Here is a 16,568-nt window from a genome sequence, read left to right as displayed (position 1 = left end):
CCGCAGCCTTGATTCCGGCTGGGGTCTGCCCCGGCACCGCGCTCCCGGACCATTCGACGCATGAATCCATCTCGCCTCTTTATTCTCCGCCCAGTCGGCACAGCACTGCTGATGGCCGCCATCATGTTGGTCGGCCTCGTGTCGCTGCGGTTTCTGCCGCTATCCGCGCTGCCGGAAGTCGACTATCCAACGATTCAAGTGCAGACCTTCTATCCGGGTGCCAGCCCCGAGGTGATGACCTCGTCGGTGACCGCGCCGCTGGAGCGCCAGTTCGGTCAGATGCCGGGGCTAAACCAGATGTCGTCGCAAAGCTCGGCGGGCGCATCGGTGATCACACTGCAGTTTTCGCTGGACTTGCCGTTGGACATCGCGGAGCAGGAAGTGCAAGCGGCCATCAACGCAGCAGGCAACCTGCTGCCGTCCGACCTGCCAGCGCCGCCGATCTACGCCAAGGTCAATCCAGCCGACGCCCCCATTCTCACGCTGGCGATCACCTCCGAGACGCTACCGTTGACCGACGTGCAGGACCTGGTCGATACCCGGCTCGCGCAGAAAATCTCGCAAGTGGGCGGCGTGGGGCTGGTGAGCCTGAGCGGTGGGCAGCGGCCCGCGATCCGCATCCAAGCCAATCCGCGCGCACTCGCAGCGTACGGCCTGAATCTGGACGATCTGCGCACCACGATTTCGAACCTGAACGTCAACACGCCAAAAGGCAATTTTGATGGTCCGACGCGGGCATACACAATTAATGCGAACGACCAATTGACCGATGCCAATGCGTATCACAGTGCGGTAATCGCCTACAAGAACGGCCGCCCGGTGAGGCTAACCGACGTCGCACAGATCGTCTCCGGCCCGGAAAACACGAAACTGGGCGCGTGGGTCGATACCGAACCGGCGATCATCCTCAATGTGCAGCGGCAGCCGGGCGCCAACGTCATCCAGGTGGTTGACAACATCAAGGCGCTGCTGCCGCAGTTGCAGCAAAGCCTGCCCGCTTCGGTCGAGACCCGCGTGTTGACCGATCGCACCACGACGATCCGCGCGTCGGTGCGCGACGTGCAGTTCGAGCTGGCAGCGGCGGTCGTGCTGGTGGTGCTGGTGATATACCTATTCCTCGGCAGTTGGCAGGCGACCGTGATTCCCAGCCTGTCCGTGCCGCTGTCGCTGATTGGCACGCTGGCGGTGATGTACCTGTACGGATTTTCGCTAAACAATCTGTCCTTGATGGCGCTGACCATCGCCACCGGCTTCGTCGTCGACGACGCGATCGTGATGATCGAGAACATTGCGCGCTATGTCGAGGACGGCGACACGCCGTTGCAAGCCGCGCTCAAGGGCTCCAAGCAAATCGGTTTCACCATCATCTCGCTGACTGTGTCGTTGATCGCGGTGCTGATCCCGCTGCTGTTCATGAGTGACGTCGTCGGCCGGCTGTTCCACGAGTTTGCGATCACACTTGCCGTGACGATCGTGTTCTCGGCGGTGGTATCGCTCACGCTCGTGCCGATGATGTGCGCCAAGCTGCTCCGACACAGTCCGCCGAAGGAAAGCGGCCGCTTCGAGGCCAGGGCCCGTGCGTTCTTCGACGCGGTGATCGCCGCCTACGGAAAAATGCTCTCGCGGGTGCTCGAGCACCAGCCGCTCACGCTGCTCGTCGCGCTGCTCACGCTAGTGCTCACGATTGTGCTTTACATCGTGACGCCGAAGGGCTTTTTCCCGACGCAGGACACCGGCATCATCCAGGGCATCACACAGGCCTCGCAAAGTGTGTCGTACGCGGCCATGGCCGAGCACCAGCAAGCGCTCGCTACCGAAATCCTGAAGGACCCGGACGTCCAGAGCCTGTCGTCGTTCATCGGCGTGGACGGCACCAATATCACGCTAAATAGCGGCCGTCTGTTGATCAATTTGAAGCCGTTCGACGAACGCAGCCGCGACGCGCAGCAGATCATCCGCTCATTGCAGCAGCGCGTCGCGCAGGTACCCAGCATCTCGCTGTACATGCAGCCGGTGCAGGACCTGACGATTGACTCGACGGTCAGCGCGACGCAATACCAATTCATGCTGACCGACGCGAATGCTCAAGCGTTCGCCGACTGGGTGCCGAAGCTCGTCGCGCGGCTCAAGCAGGCGCCGGAGTTGGTCGATGTCACCAGCGACTTACAGCAAAATGGGCTCTCGACGTATATCGAGATCGATCGCAGTACCGCCGCCCGCTTCGGCATCACGCCGGCGACGGTCAACAACGCGCTGTATGACGCGTTTGGGCAGCGCATCATCTCGACCATCTTCACCCAATCGAACCAGTATCGCGTGATCCTGGAAGCAGACCCGAAGTTGCACGAGTCCCCGGCGGACGCGCTGGGCGCGATCTATTTGCCGTCGGCCACCGCGGCTGGCGCCCAGGTCCCGCTGTCGTCCATCGCGACCTTCCATCAGCAAAACGCGCCGCTGCTGATCTCGCACTTGGGCCAGTTCCCGTCCACCACCATCTCGTTCAACCTCGCGCCAGGCGAATCGCTCGGCGCGGCGGTGAAGGCCATCGAACAAGCGAAGGACGACATCGGCCTGCCGCCCTCATTCCAGATCCGCTACCAGGGCGCGGCACTGGCGTTCCAAGCATCGCTGTCCAACCAGGTATTCCTGATCCTGGCCGCGATCGTCACGATGTACATCGTCCTTGGCGTGCTATATGAGAGCTTTGTTCATCCGATCACGATCTTATCGACGCTGCCTTCCGCTGGCGTCGGCGCACTGCTCGCATTGATCATCACCGGACATGACCTGGATATCATCGGCATCATCGGCATTGTGCTGCTCATCGGCATCGTCAAGAAGAACGCGATTATGATGATTGACTTCGCGCTCGAAGCGCAGCGGGAGCAAGGCAAGTCCCCTCGCGACGCGATCTACCAGGCCTGCCTGCTGCGCTTGCGGCCGATCCTGATGACAACGATGGCGGCGCTGCTCGGTGCGTTGCCGCTGATGCTGGGCACGGGCTCCGGTCACGAACTGCGCCATCCGCTAGGCATCGCGATCGCCGGTGGACTAGTCGTCAGCCAGCTGCTGACGCTGTTCACGACGCCGGTGATTTACCTTGGCTTCGACCGGCTCGCTTCGGCGCTGCGCGAACGCTTGTCGCACGATGCCAGCGGCGAAGGCAGCAGACAATGAACCTTTCCCGCCCTTTCATCGCGCGCCCCGTCGCCACCACGTTGCTGGCCGTCGGCATCGCACTGGCCGGGCTGTTCGCTTTCGTGAAGCTGCCGGTGTCGCCATTGCCGCAGGTGGACTTTCCGACTATCTCGGTGCTGGCAACGCTGCCTGGCGCCAGCCCGGAGACCGTCGCCACCAGCGTGGCCAGCCCGCTCGAGCGACACCTGGGCGCCATTGCGGACGTCACCGAGATGACGTCGATGAGCGGCATCGGCAATACGCGGATCGTGCTGCAATTTGGGTTGAACCGCGACATTGACGGGGCGGCTCGCGACGTGCAGGCCGCGATCAACGCCGCGCGGGCGGACTTGCCGGCCAACCTGCGACAAAATCCAACCTACCACAAGGTCAACCCGGCCGACGCGCCGATCCTCGTCCTCGCGCTGACGTCGAAAACGATGACGGCCGGACAGATGTATGACGCGGCATCGACCGTGCTGCAACAGGCGCTGTCGCAAATCGACGGAGTCGGCGAAGTCAACGTCAGTGGCGCGGCCAATCCGGCCGTGCGCGTCGAGGTCAATCCGACCGTGCTGTTCCACTACGGGATCGGACTGGAAAACATCCGCGCCGCGCTCGCGTCGGCCAATGCAAACAGCCCGAAAGGTGCGATCGAGGCCGGCCACCGACACTTGCAGCTGTACACGAACGACCAGGCGCGGCGCGCTGATCAATACCGTGACCTGGTGATTGCTTACCGCAACGGCTCCGCGGTGCGGCTTTCCGACGTCGCGCAGGTCGTCGATTCGGTCGAAGACCTGCGCACCATGGGCATGATGAACGGCGAACGCGCGGTGCTCGTGATCCTGTACCGGCAGCCTGGCGCCAATATCATCGAGACAGTCGACCGCGTCAAAGCGAGGCTGCCCCAGCTACGCGCGGCGCTGCCCGCGGCGATCGATGTGACGCCGACCGCCGACCGCACGATGACGATCCGTGCTTCACTGCGGGACACCGAGCGCACGTTGTTGATCGCGGTGATCCTGGTGGTGATGGTCGTGTTCCTGTTCTTGCGCAACTGGCGTGCGACGCTGATTCCCAGCGTTGCGGTGCCCGTGTCGATCATCGGTACGTTTGCCGGCATGTACCTGCTCGACTATTCGATCGACAACTTGTCGCTGATGGCGCTGACGATAGCCACCGGCTTCGTCGTCGACGATGCGATCGTCGTGCTCGAGAACGTCTCGCGGCACATCGAGGCCGGCATGCCGCGCATGCGCGCAGCCATCGTGGGCGCGCGCGAAGTCGGCTTCACGGTATTGTCGATCAGCGTATCGCTGGTCGCGGTGTTCCTGCCGATCTTGTTGATGGGCGGCATCGTCGGTCGTCTGTTTCGTGAGTTTGCTGTCACGCTGTCGCTGGCGATCTTCGTGTCGCTGCTCGTGTCGCTGACGCTCACGCCGATGATGTGCTCCAAACTACTCGCGCCAACCACCCGCCCCCGCGGCGAAGGCCGGCTCGCACGCTGGCTCGAAGCCGGCTTCGCGCGCCTGCAGCGCGGCTACGAGTGCTCGCTCGGCTGGGCGCTGGATCATGCGTTGCTGGTGCTGGCCGTGCTGGTCGCCACCATTGGCTTGAACGTGTACCTGTACACGATTGTGCCGAAGGGCTTCTTTCCGCAACAGGACACCGGCCGACTCGTCGGCGGAATCCAGGCGGACCAGAGCACGTCGTTCCAGTCGATGCAGGTGAAGTTCTCGCAGATGATGGACATCGTCAAGCGCAACCCGGCTGTGGACTCCACCGTCGGCTTTACCGGCGGACGTCAGACCAACGCGGGTTTCATGTTCATCTCGCTGAAGCCGCTCGCCGAGCGCGGCGTGTCCGCGGACCAGGTCATCGAGCAACTGCGCGCGCCGCTGGCCGAGGTCGCGGGCGCTAGAACGTTCCTGCAAGCGGTGCAGGATATCCACGTGGGCGGAAGACAATCGAACGCGCAGTATCAATTCACGCTGCTCGGCGATTCGACCGCGGAACTGTACAAATGGGCGGCGATCCTAACCGAGGCGCTGCAAAAGCGGCCCGAGCTTGCCGATGTGAATTCGAACCAGCAGCAAGGCGGCCTGGAGGCAAATGTGATCATCGATCGGCCGAGCGCTGCACGCTACGGCATCACGCCTTCGCAGATTGACAATACGCTGTATGACGCCTTCGGCCAGCGGCAGGTGTCGACGATCTACAATGCGCTGAACCAGTATCACGTCGTGATGGAAGTAGCGCCCCGCTATTGGCAGAGCCCCGAGATCCTGAAGGACATCTTTATTAGCCAATCTGCCGGCAGCGCATCGGGCACCGCGAGCACCAACGCGACGGCCGGGACCGTTACCAGCGCGTTGGACGCGACGAAGACGGCCGGCACGACGGCGGCCAATGCCGCCAGCCGTGCAGCGAGCGTCGCGCTCGATTCAGCGCGCAATCAGGCGATTAATTCGATCGCCTCCAGCGGCAAGTCCAGCTCATCGTCCGGCGCCGCGGTATCCACCGCCAAGGAAACGATGATCCCGTTGTCAGCCATCGCGCGCTTCGGCCCAGGCAATACGCCGCTAGCGGTCAGCCACCAGAACCAATTCGTTGCGACGACGATCTCATTCAATCTGCCGGTGGGAAAATCACTGTCGGATGCGACCGCCGCAATCTACCAGACCATGGCCGACATCGGCATGCCCGGCACCCTTCACGGCAGTTTCTCTGGCACGGCGCAGGCGTTCCAGCAAGCGTTGTCGAACCAGTTGCTATTGATTCTCGCGGCGCTCGCCGCGGTCTACATCGTGCTGGGCATTCTGTACGAGAGCTATATCCATCCGCTGACGATCCTGTCCACGTTGCCGTCGGCCGGCGTCGGCGCGCTACTGGCGTTGCTGCTGTTCGATACCGAGTTCAGCCTCATTGCGCTGATCGGCGTGATCCTGCTAATTGGCATCGTCAAGAAGAATGCAATCATGATGGTGGACTTCGCGATTGACGCCGCGCGCACCGGCCTGGGCTCGCGCGAGGCGATCCGCCAAGCCTGCCTGCTGCGCTTTAGGCCGATCATGATGACCACCTGCGCCGCGCTACTCGGCGCGTTGCCGCTTGCCTTCGGCCACGGCGAAGGACACGAGATGCGCGCGCCGCTGGGCATCTCGATCGTCGGCGGATTGATTGTCAGTCAGTTGCTGACGCTTTATACCACGCCGGTGGTTTACCTCTACATGGACCGGCTTCGTACCTGGTGGGCAGCGCGACATGGCGGCGAGCATGTCCCGCCGCACCACGCGTTCGGCAAGGGCGAGTAACGCAGGTAGAATACGGCCCCCGCCTCGAGTGCGATCCCGCGCCAGTCCAGCTTGCGCCTCGCCCGATGCATGCATTCTCCCTGCTTCAAACTGCATATCTTCATGGCCAAACTCTTGACAGACCAGGAATTCCATCGCTTCACCGAATTGCAACAAAAACAAACGGCATTCACAATTTCGAGCGACGAGGCCGATGAACTGCGCGATATTGTCGCGCGCGCGCAACAGCGTCGCGACGATCGTGCGCAAGCCATGCAGACGATCGAGAGCCACATCCGCACATTCGGCATCACGCCCGACGAACTCTTCTCCCCGCAGCAGATCGCCGAAGCGGCGCGCGCCTTCGGCCTGATCCCGTTGGCCAAAAAGCCGCGCAAGGGTACAGATGCCAAGCCGGCCGAGCCCAAGGCAAGCGCCGTGGCACCGGCGAGTTCTATCGCGGCACCGACGGGTCCTGTGGCGGCGCCGGCGGGTTCTGTCGCGACGTCAGCAGGCTCCGTGGTGACGCCGGCGGGTTCTGTCGCAACGCCAGCAGGCTGCGTCTCGGCGCCGGCGGGCTCCGTCTCGGCGCCGGCGCTCGCGGTCGATACCTCGCGCAAAGCGAAGCTGCCTGGCGCCGGCATGGACACGCACACGGCCGCCGACCATGCGGATAGCGATCCGGCGCCTGCGCCGGGCGCGGAGACCGCATCCCCGGCTGCTGTGCAAGCCGGGACCGGAGCACGAGCCAGCGCTGAAACGGGGACCGAAGTTCGGACCGAGCCTGTATGAGCCCGTCCGCGCCAACCTGCGATGACGCGCCGTTCAATGCACCCCTCCCGCACGCGTAACGTCTAATGAACACAGCGCGCGTCGCACCGGCGCGCGCCTGCCAACTGACCTGCCCGGCCCCCGCCCCACCGGGGACGCCGCTCGAATCGCCCCGTCCGGTTTATCGGCGACAGAATATTTCCATCATTTTCTCTACACCTGGTTAGCGAATGCCGTGGTGAGTGGCCACCGTCCGTCTCTTCGTCCCGACGAGAATCATCGGCCACGCCCGACCCGGTTCGGGCCATCGGGTTCGCTTGTGGCACCTCGTGTTCGCGTCCAGCTTATCCAACCAGCCAAATACCTATGAAATAACGATACATCTGTTCATTTCGGACGAGGCCTTGCATGACAACCACGATCACGATTATCCAAACCGATTCGCCGTCTTCCAACTGGCCCCAATGGCCCGGGCTTTACGACAACGACACGTCGGGAATCCATCACAAACGAGCAGGAGACGGGCAAACCTCGACGTCATCGGACAGGCAGTGGTCGAACACCGACGATTTGCTCAATCAACTGATCCAGTTATTGATGCAGTTTAACGGCAACGGTAACGAGGGCAATACCGGCGATGGCCCGGACTCGGGTGGCGCCATTGGCCGGCATCACGGCGGCGGCGGATGTCACCATCACCATTGCGACGCGCCGGAGGACGGCACGAGCGGCTCATCCGGCAAGACCCACGGCACTTCATCCGACAGCGACGCTACCGACTCGACCCAAGCGAGCAGCCGGTCCGGCAAGGACCAGCCAGCGCTGGACGGTCCGACAATGCCAGGCAAGGCCTATACGCCAGGGAAGAATCCGAAGATCGACCGGTGGGAAAATGACATCAACCTGGCCGCGCGGCTGACGGGGCTAGATGGCAACCTGATCGGTGGGCAGATGTGGGCCGAATCGCGCGGTAATCCGAAGGAATGGTCGAAAAACAGCGACGGTACGCCGGATCTGAGCCTGATGCAGATCGGCCAGCGGCGCTGGGAAAAGGACGTGTTGCCGACGCTGACGCAGCAGGACAAAGAGAACATTAAAAAGTTGACTGGCAAGGACGCGAAGGACCTGGATATGAGCAACCCGCACGACAACGTAATCGCGGGAGCCTTCGAACTCAAGTCCCACATCATCGAAAGCGGCGGTGATCGCAACAATCCGATGGCCAACGAAAAGGCACTGAAGAAGGGGCTCGAAGAATACGTTGGAGTGGGCGATGAAGCGAAATACGCAAGACACGTTATGACTAACTACAACGTATTAAACCAGCATAAAGAACTGGACGACAGCCAATAATGCGCTGTGCGATTCACAGACATCGTTTCAACTAAAATGAGGCGATGGACCGAGAGATTGCCGCGCGATTACGTTGGGTGCACATGTATCACGAGGCCGGCAACGCCGGCCTCGTGTGCGCGCGGTGCGGCATCTCTCGACCGACACTTCGCAAATGGCTACGCCGCTATCAGCAAGCCGGCGAAGCAGGTCTCCAATCCCAAAGCCGCCGCCCACACCGAAGTCCAAACCAGAAGGTTTCTGAGACCGATCGAGCAACGATCCTCCGACTGCGTGCCGAGCACAAAGGCGCGCGGCGGATCCAGAATGAGCTGCGATTGCATGAGCAAAGAGAACTATCCCTCGCGACCCTTCATAAGATCTTGTGCCAGGCGCATGTGACGCCATTGGTTCGACCCAGGCGACCAGCGCAGCCCAAACGTTATAGCCGTCCAGTTCCGGGAGATTGCGTCCAGATGGACACGATGAAGATTGCGCGGGGCCTCTATCAGTACACAGCCGTCGACGATTGTTCTCGCTTTCGCGTACTAGCCGTCTATTCGCGCATAAATGCACGTAATACGTTGCTTTTTCTTGATCGCGTCATCGAGGAAATGCCGTTTCCGATTCAACGTATCCAGACAGATCGGGGCAGCGAGTTCTTCGCCGAGTCAGTGCAGCGGTGCCTGATGAGTGAGTGCATCAAATTCCGACCGATCCCACCACGCTCGCCACACCTCAATGGCAAGGTCGAGCGTTCGCAACTCACTGACTTGAACGAATTCTGGCCCCGTCATGGCCTGAGCGAAGGCATGATCGAGGAGCAAATTGAACAGTGGCAGTTCGACTATAACTGGCGCCGCCCGCACGGATCACTCGGTGGCAAGACGCCCGTCGATCGCATAGCAGAACTGGGCGAACTGACACCTCTCTCGGAAGAGGTAGCCGGTGCCTACGACGAACTGAAAGAGCGCGTCCAACACCGCGAATGGCGACTCGACAAGACCCTTGCTAAACATCATTGGCGCGTGTTGGAACTCGTGGCTCCGATAGCAGAGGCAAGTTCCAACACGCCACGAAAACGGCCCTCTAAAAAGTGAAACGATGTCTGTGAATCGCACAGTGTCCGGCGAACGGCACGTCATCGGACGACTCCGATTTCTTGCAAAAACTCATCGAACAATTGCTGGCCCTGCTGCAGAATTCGCATAGCGACGACGACAATTCGTTCGATGACGACGACACAACATGCGGGCATCGCTCCCCGGCCCCGTCAACGGATGGCGACTGCGAATGTCCATGCTCACCGCATCATGGGCACTCGGCTGCGGATCATTCCCAGCACGATGGCAAAGCGCCGGTCACTAGCGGCGGCTCGGGTACGATCACCAATCCCGTGACCAGTGGCGGCTGGGGCACGATCACCCCTCCGGTCACTAGCGGTGGCTCGGGCACGATCAACAGTCCGGCGTCCAACGACAACTCCAGCACGGTCACCCATCCAGGGAGCAGCAACAGCAAGGACGCGTCGACGAACTCCACCGAGTCCGCAGACCCCTTCCATGCGTCCGGCAATAGCGGCTTTGACCCTTCGGGTGTCAGTCAGCCGTCTACCGGCAATCAGTTTTACCAATAGTCGTCATATAGCTGAGCCACGCCATTGTGGCGTGGCTCAGCCGCTACCGGCGTGTCGCACACGACATGCAGATACGCATAGCGCTGCGCTGGCAGCATGAAGTGCTCGCTGGCGTCGCCGTCGAACAAGCCGGCATATAGCCGTCCATCCTGGCGGATTTGCAGCGCCCCGTCCTGTCCGTGCGGGGACAAGACCAGCCGCAACTTGCTGGGCGCACCGGCTGGGAATTGCGGATCGCCGGCGTGCAACGCACAGTCGAGATTCAAGGCGCGCTGGTGCGCCAACAGGGGGACGTCGTCCGCGATGCGGCCGTTGCCGGGCTCGACATCGCGCCGCTACCCCGCTTCATCGTGGCGCCGGCGTTGGGCCATGGTCAGCTCGTCACCATGCCGGAGCCGTTTGCGCAAGATCCATTGCCGCTGAACGTCGTCTATCCACCACATTGGCAGCGGCAGGTGCTCGCCACCTGTTGGGCACTTGTCAGGTTTCTCGAAAAGCGATTACGCACGCGCCTTCCCCAATGATCAAAGCCGCGACTACATTGCTTGCAGCCACGTCAATACTGTATTTCGGGAACTTCCCGCAGTGTACGCCCCTGGCAACGGGGCTTCGCGCGCGTTCATGGTAACGCGTTGCAAAGCGTCCTAGAGTGACAACGTCAGCACTACCAGAGAGTACCCGATATGATGTTGAGCTCGTCACTTCATCCACGCAATCATGATGTAGACCTAACAATGGATTTCGGTGAACGCCTGGCGCAACTGGTCGGCGCCCCACCGCGGCTGCAGCCGGCGCCGTCCAGCCATGTGTATCACCACGGCCAGATTGAAGGTCTGCCTCACGCATGGAAAAAACAGGTTGAGGCACGCAGCCGCGCAATGGCTCAATTGGAAAGCCTGCCCCATGACGGGAACGTGCGTTCAGTGCCTGTGTCAGCGGTGGACAGACCTTCAGCGCAAACCCCGCCCACGCCCGATAGCACCTCATCCGCGCTGAGCTTGGCCGAGATACACGACCTTGCTTGGCATTGCAGGAACCTGATCGCCCGCATCACGCGGTCCCCGTCAGAACGGCGGACCGTTTCGTCGGAAAGATCCGTTGCAGATGCGTCGCAACGCGAGGTCCGCCTGCCACGCGCCATCACGCGGGTGGGCTTAGGTACCGCCATGCGCGGCGTATATGCCACGATGGCTACCCCGATTCAACTCTTTAAAGGTTACACGCAGACCACTTCCGACGGTCTTGATCAGTCTTCCGAATTAATTGAAGCGGATCCACTGGACACCATCAAGCGAGCCGGCATTTCCGAGGAAATTTTCAGCCGGAACGAGAAAATCGCTGCCGACGGCACGTTGGCCTTGCTGGCGATCATGGAGATCAAGTCAGGCATTCAAGAAATGGCGCATGCCGCCAAGCACCACAAAGAACTAAAACGCTCGATCCAGCAACTCGAACAAGAGGTCGCCTGTCTTGAGCGGCTCGCCGGCATTGCCGGCTCAACGCGAGATCGCAACCATCCCACACAAGCGGCTTCGGTCCGACTGTTCACCGATGCGCAATCGATGATGACATGCTTGCGCGCCGTTATGGAAGTCAAGCGCCAGGTGATGACATTCACGCGGCAGCAAAACCGTGCCGATGCCGCATTAGGGGCATGCTCGATCGCTTCCGGTAGCACCGTGCTGGCCAAGGCCTCAGTCGGCATTGCCGCCAAGGCTGCGCTGTGCGCATCAGACAGTCCTGCCGCGGCGGCGTTGGATCACGTCGCAGGCCTCGCGACGCTGGGCCTGGAGCCGCTTGTCGGCGCCACGGCGCTCGCCAGTGGCGCATACAAGGTTCATCGTTCGCGCCAGCAGCTCAATGCGTTCCGCGCCGCCAAGGCCGCCACCGACACGCGATTGAAAGACGCACATATCGATGCCCTGATCGATCAATTGCGCCAAAACGGGCACCACCTGAGTCCTGAAGACGCCGAATTGCTGCACCGCTACGCGCGATTTCAATCACTGAAGTTGGAACAGCGGGATCAGTTCTTTACAAGCTATGCGCGATGGAACAACAGTTTCCTCGCTGGCAGCGCTGTCTACGCCGCGAGCACGTTGGCTAAGGCCGGTGTGGCGGGCGCCATCGCCGCCGGTACGGCAGGCGCTGCGGTAGCCCATCCCGCCGTCGCCGGGGGCCTCTTGGCCGTGACAATAAGCGGGCTGCTCATGATGAGCGCATCATCGCAGCGCGCGCTCTTTGACTACCGCAAGCAACGGCGCTACCAAACCTACTACACCGACGATGACCCAGAATTGAATCGTACGTTCCTGGAATCCATGGACGTGCTCAATTGGGGCAGCAGCACTGCAACGCCGTTGGACGGCTTGCTGCTGCAATCAGCATTCTACAAACAGATATACCAGCGCGAAGACCAACGTCAAACATTTCTGAGCCAGGTCGCAGACCAGCTCGGCAAACGCTACGACGACAAATATGTTTACACCGGCGATTCTGATGCGCGTGGCGCCAAACCGTCCACCCAGCAATTTATTGCGAACACGGCCCGACGTGCAGCGCAAGACTCATTGGGACGGCTGAAGGCAGCGTCATCATTCCTGGCTCACAGCGCCAAGCTGAACTCACCGCACAGCGCGACGCGCGCCGCCAAGCAAGCTTGGAACGACTCACGCCAGTATCTGACCCGAAGCAGCTTGAAAACATGGCTCGCCCAACCGACACGAGAAGCACAAACAACCCAAATTGAGTTGCTTGAAGACATGCTGGACACCCAGGCCGCTTATCTGCGTAGAAAGCTGGAGGCCAAAATACAGACCTATCAGCACGTGGTCAACAAGTTGAGCGGCACGCCTGCCCCAACTTCGGACGGGCACGCCATTGAGGACGTCAGGCTCAGCACCGTGGACGCCGACGACAACACGTCGCGCGAACACAAATTCAAGGCAATATTCGCCCCGCTGGATGCGACCGTCACACACGTCGAGGATATTCGCGTCGAAAACCATCCGGCCGACATGCCGCGCAGCCTCGCGCTGAAGGAAATCCTGGTTGGATTGGACAAGGATCTGGAATATGATCAGCGCCTGTATCGCGACGCATTGGCCGTACGGGCGCAATGCCGAAAGCTGAAGCGCCAACTGCCGTTGACGAACGCACACGAGCGGCAACTGGCCGTTGCAATCGACCAGTTCATCTCGGTGCAAAAGGGTGAACTCGTCGACCCACATGCGCCCCGCGCCGACTTGGCATCAAGCCACGACAAGTTGGCCACTTATCTGATGAAAAGCGCACCGAAACGCTACCGCGACCTGCGCGGCAAGCTAATTGAAACGCTGATGCAGGCGACGCGGCAGATCGACCTGTGTCGTGCATGGCACGATGGCGAAGTGGCCGGGACGCGAGAACCCAACGCGCCGGATGCGGCGCCGCGCCAGCCACGACGCGCATTCCCAAACTTAAGGCTGCGTCACACGGTTTTCTGAAACGGTGCGCGTTTGGCCGCAGCATCGCTCGACATCGTTTCGCGCACGCAACGCACAAATCCCTGCGCGGGCGGGCGCGCTGGAACCGTGCGTCGCTGCGTCACGCGGTAGCAAGCTCAGTTTCGGCTTTGGCAACAACGACTTAGCTTGCGTATCCAAAGGTTGTCCACATTGTTGCAAACAAAATATGTGAATAAGCGCCATATCAAGCTTGCGCGCGTGTTTAAGATCAATCAAGCGCGCTCGCGCGCCTGTAGCCGGGATTCCCGATCCAAGCGCTGGTACGCTGACGCTAAACAGCATCAAGTCATCGTCGCCATTGCAGATGCGAGCCTAGCCACGGACGCGGCGTGACAACATCGGGCAAGCCGGTAGCGTGAGTCACGCCTGCAAACATGCGCCGATGCATCATATCGTTAGGCTTTTCTCACTACACTTACCTGTTACACTACATTGACCCTCTCTGCGGATTACATCCGGCGAAAGTTGCCAAAATACCCAAGCCGAGGCTGCGGTAACCAACCCGATGCAAATAAAAGTGGCACGAAAGATAGGCAGTAAGTCCGTGCCCATATCGGTCGTAAACAGCGATTGGAAAAAGGCCAATAAAACACTTGCGACAGTCACACTTAAGCTCATAGCCAGCATTTGAGCAGTCGAAAACAGCGCATTACCACTGCTCGCACCAGGCCCGGCAAGGTCCTTTAGCGTCAGCGCGTTCATTGCAGTGGTTTGTATTGAATACAATGCGCCAAAAGCAAGCAGTTGAATCACTCGTAACCCAGCTGGTTGCGCTGTCGAAACCAAAGAAAAGCTGGCTATTATTGCGCCTACTAACAGGCTGTTGCTCGCCAAGATACGACGATAGCCGTAGCGAGTCACGAGAGGGGCAATAAATCGTTTTGCTCCCATGGCCGCCGCTGCGACGGGTAACATCATCATCCCTGCTTCATACGGCGAATAACCGAGGCCGATTTGTAATAGCAACGGGATTAAATAAGGCATCGCATCACCCCCAATGCGCGTGACCAAATTCCCCACTAGGCCCACACGGTATGTGCGTACATGGAATAAACTCAGTGGAAAAAGCGGATAATCCATGCGTACTGCATGCAATCCATAGGCAGCGAACGTCGCCAAGCTGACACCGATTAACGTCAATAGGATGGTGCTGGACAGTTTATAATCGGTTAACCCATTGAGCGACAACGAAATTGCCAACACGCATGTTGCAAACAGAAAATAACCTTTTAGATCAAAACGTTGCACCGGCAATTTTATATTACTCATAACAAGCCGGCTTGTCATCAAAATCGCTATACCAATCGGCACATTCATCACAAAGATCCAGCGCCAGGAGGTAACCGATACGATCCAGCCCCCAAGCGTTGGCCCCAAGACCGCCCCAACGAGTCCGGGTATTGCCACGAAGCCCAACGCTTGTACATACTGGCTGGGGGGAAACGTTCGCATAATGGCTAGCCGCCCCGCCGGCAATAACACACCGCCGCCCAGCCCTTGCACCACCCGCGCAATCACCAGCTCGTTCAACGAGCGCGATGTTGCACAACCGATGGAACCTATTGTGAATAATGCAATGGCCGCCAAAAATACGGACCGTGTTCCAAAGCGATCTGCTAACCAGCCAGAGGCTGGAATCAGCATCACCACCGTCAATGAGTAGGCAAGCACAATCGACTGCATTTGCAGTGGATTTTTATTGAAATTGCTGGCCATCGTTGGCAACGCGGTATTTAGGATCGTGGCGTCAAGTGTTTGCATAAAGAAACCAATGCCGACAACCCATAGTAGCCCGGATAAAGCTCCTTGTTTTTGCATTTCTTTTTTGTCTAGTAATAGGAAAGAGTAACGGGAAGAAGCAGGCGAACAGCACAGCCTAACTGGCCATCAAACAATGAAAAAATTTCAATTTTACAGCTTTATGACAGTGGGTGCATGCAACATGGTGTTTGAGCGTCTTGACCAATGCTTGCCGCGCTAGTAGAAGCGGACGCTGATGGACATCGAGCGCGAGCGAGCGGCCAGCACGCTGGGTCCAGGGCGCGCAAAAAGAAAGCTCGCCGAGGCCATCAACCTTCGATCCCATATCGCGGCGGAAGCACGTGCCAAGACCACTTACGATCGATTGGTCAGCGTGACTGGCGACCCTGGCGTGCGCGAGGCGCTAAGCTTTCTAATGATCCACGGTGTCACACCAAAAGTCTTTTGAAAAAGCGCTGTACACGGTCACGTCGGACTTCCCGCCGAGTAAAGTTGCACGCATTCCCGAGTATGCGAGTGGTTATTTCAAGATGTCGGAGGACGACGCGTGTCGGTGCGCAGGCCATGGAATGAAAGCAGTGACCTGACGTTGGCGGAGAACCCAACAGCGCCAGTCGACGGTGGCGACGGAAGCGACACACCGGAGCGGAACTTGGGATGAAAAATAACGCGCGAGACGGCACATAAACGCCGGTTTGATAGGCCACTGTGCCCTCGTGGAACACGAGTTGCTAAGAAGTCATAGCACTACACCTGCTCAAGCAAGGAGGACTGAATGACAAACCGCTCCAATTCCCCCGAACAGCAACAAACATCGGGCGAAAACGACTCCGATACGTTTACCACCGACGTATCCGAAACCGACGATCAAGGCACAACTGTGCGCGAAGCTGAAGTGCGCAAGGACGACCTTTCTGAGGTTGTCCCCGGTAAGCCGGCCGACGAACAGTAGCATACCCTATTGCCTCACCGGCGGCCTGCCGGTTGAGGCGCGGTGGGGGAGCAATAGCATACAGGCTACAGCAACCCCACCGTGCCATCAGACCAGCGGCACGCCATTGCCTACCCACGCCACTCCGGTCCGTTTTT

Annotated in this window: 10 protein-coding genes and 2 pseudogenes; 9 read left to right on the top strand and 3 right to left on the bottom strand. The window is 59.9% G+C overall.

The features are described 5' to 3' along the window. Positions 1–60 precede the first annotated feature (60 nt). The 5 genes and pseudogenes from RA167_RS04365 to RA167_RS04345 all read left to right on the top strand — a co-directional run bounded on the left by RA167_RS04365 (position 61) and on the right by RA167_RS04345 (position 9,676). Complete coding sequence (locus RA167_RS04365) at positions 61–3,177, top strand: MdtB/MuxB family multidrug efflux RND transporter permease subunit (protein ID WP_076786628.1); 3,117 nt, start codon at positions 61–63, stop codon at positions 3,175–3,177. Continuing rightward, positions 3,174–6,494, top strand: a complete 3,321-nt coding sequence (locus RA167_RS04360; protein WP_076786626.1) for an efflux RND transporter permease subunit — start codon at positions 3,174–3,176, stop codon at positions 6,492–6,494. Before RA167_RS04365 ends, RA167_RS04360 begins: the two co-directional genes overlap by 4 nt. Positions 6,495–6,596: 102 nt before the next feature. Further along, positions 6,597–6,869: pseudogene (locus RA167_RS04355) on the top strand (hypothetical protein); the annotation flags it as partial. Between the two features lie 783 nt (positions 6,870–7,652). Continuing rightward, positions 7,653–8,597, top strand: a complete 945-nt coding sequence (locus RA167_RS04350; RefSeq protein WP_076786624.1) for a lytic transglycosylase domain-containing protein — start codon at positions 7,653–7,655, stop codon at positions 8,595–8,597. 44 nt (positions 8,598–8,641) lie between these two features. Next, complete coding sequence (locus RA167_RS04345; RefSeq protein WP_076786623.1) at positions 8,642–9,676, top strand: IS481 family transposase; 1,035 nt, start codon at positions 8,642–8,644, stop codon at positions 9,674–9,676. Between the two features lie 232 nt (positions 9,677–9,908). Here the strand turns inward: RA167_RS04345 and RA167_RS04340 are convergent, their stop codons facing one another. Then, positions 9,909–10,097 carry a hypothetical protein gene (locus RA167_RS04340; protein WP_237574320.1) on the bottom strand — a complete coding sequence of 63 codons (189 nt, stop codon included), beginning with the start codon at positions 10,095–10,097 and terminating at the stop codon, positions 9,909–9,911. Positions 10,098–10,274: 177 nt separating this feature from the next. Continuing rightward, a pseudogene (locus RA167_RS04335) lies at positions 10,275–10,418 on the bottom strand (quercetin 2,3-dioxygenase); the annotation flags it as partial. Between the two features lie 36 nt (positions 10,419–10,454). On the opposite strand from RA167_RS04335, the gene RA167_RS04330 reads away from it, so the two are divergent. Continuing rightward, entirely contained in the window at positions 10,455–10,736 is a 282-nt protein-coding gene (locus RA167_RS04330) for a hypothetical protein (RefSeq protein ID WP_235090577.1), read from the top strand. 663 nt (positions 10,737–11,399) lie between these two features. Further along, on the top strand, positions 11,400–13,697 hold the full coding sequence (locus tag RA167_RS04325) for a hypothetical protein (protein ID WP_139337089.1): 2,298 nt from the start codon (positions 11,400–11,402) through the stop codon (positions 13,695–13,697). Between the two features lie 408 nt (positions 13,698–14,105). Here the strand turns inward: RA167_RS04325 and mdtD are convergent, their stop codons facing one another. Then, the gene (gene mdtD / locus RA167_RS04320) at positions 14,106–15,536 is read right to left on the bottom strand and encodes a multidrug transporter subunit MdtD (protein ID WP_076786615.1); all 1,431 of its coding nucleotides are present in this window, start codon (positions 15,534–15,536) and stop codon (positions 14,106–14,108) included. A 178-nt stretch (positions 15,537–15,714) separates the two neighbouring features. Here mdtD and RA167_RS04315 point away from each other — a divergent pair, with 178 nt between their 5' ends. Together RA167_RS04315 and RA167_RS04310 are read left to right on the top strand one after the other, a co-directional pair. Further along, positions 15,715–15,927, top strand: coding sequence for a manganese catalase family protein (locus RA167_RS04315; protein ID WP_076786613.1), 213 nt, complete (start codon positions 15,715–15,717; stop codon positions 15,925–15,927). Between the two features lie 327 nt (positions 15,928–16,254). Continuing rightward, on the top strand, positions 16,255–16,431 hold the full coding sequence (locus RA167_RS04310; protein WP_175972436.1) for a hypothetical protein: 177 nt from the start codon (positions 16,255–16,257) through the stop codon (positions 16,429–16,431). Positions 16,432–16,568: the final 137 nt, after the last annotated feature.

Source organism: Mycetohabitans endofungorum, assembly GCF_037477895.1.
Lineage (GTDB): Bacteria > Pseudomonadota > Gammaproteobacteria > Burkholderiales > Burkholderiaceae > Mycetohabitans.
This window is presented reverse-complemented; position numbering and strand designations above follow the sequence as displayed.

Coding starts and splice junctions, on each gene's coding strand:
- RA167_RS04365 (WP_076786628.1), top strand. CDS start 61: ATGAATCCATCTCGCCTCTTTATTCTCCGCCCAGTCGGCACAGCACTG.
- RA167_RS04360 (WP_076786626.1), top strand. CDS start 3,174: ATGAACCTTTCCCGCCCTTTCATCGCGCGCCCCGTCGCCACCACGTTG.
- RA167_RS04350 (WP_076786624.1), top strand. CDS start 7,653: ATGACAACCACGATCACGATTATCCAAACCGATTCGCCGTCTTCCAAC.
- RA167_RS04345 (WP_076786623.1), top strand. CDS start 8,642: ATGGACCGAGAGATTGCCGCGCGATTACGTTGGGTGCACATGTATCAC.
- RA167_RS04325 (WP_139337089.1), top strand. CDS start 11,400: ATGGCTACCCCGATTCAACTCTTTAAAGGTTACACGCAGACCACTTCC.
- mdtD (WP_076786615.1), bottom strand. CDS start 15,536: ATGCAAAAACAAGGAGCTTTATCCGGGCTACTATGGGTTGTCGGCATT.
- RA167_RS04315 (WP_076786613.1), top strand. CDS start 15,715: ATGGACATCGAGCGCGAGCGAGCGGCCAGCACGCTGGGTCCAGGGCGC.
- RA167_RS04310 (WP_175972436.1), top strand. CDS start 16,255: ATGACAAACCGCTCCAATTCCCCCGAACAGCAACAAACATCGGGCGAA.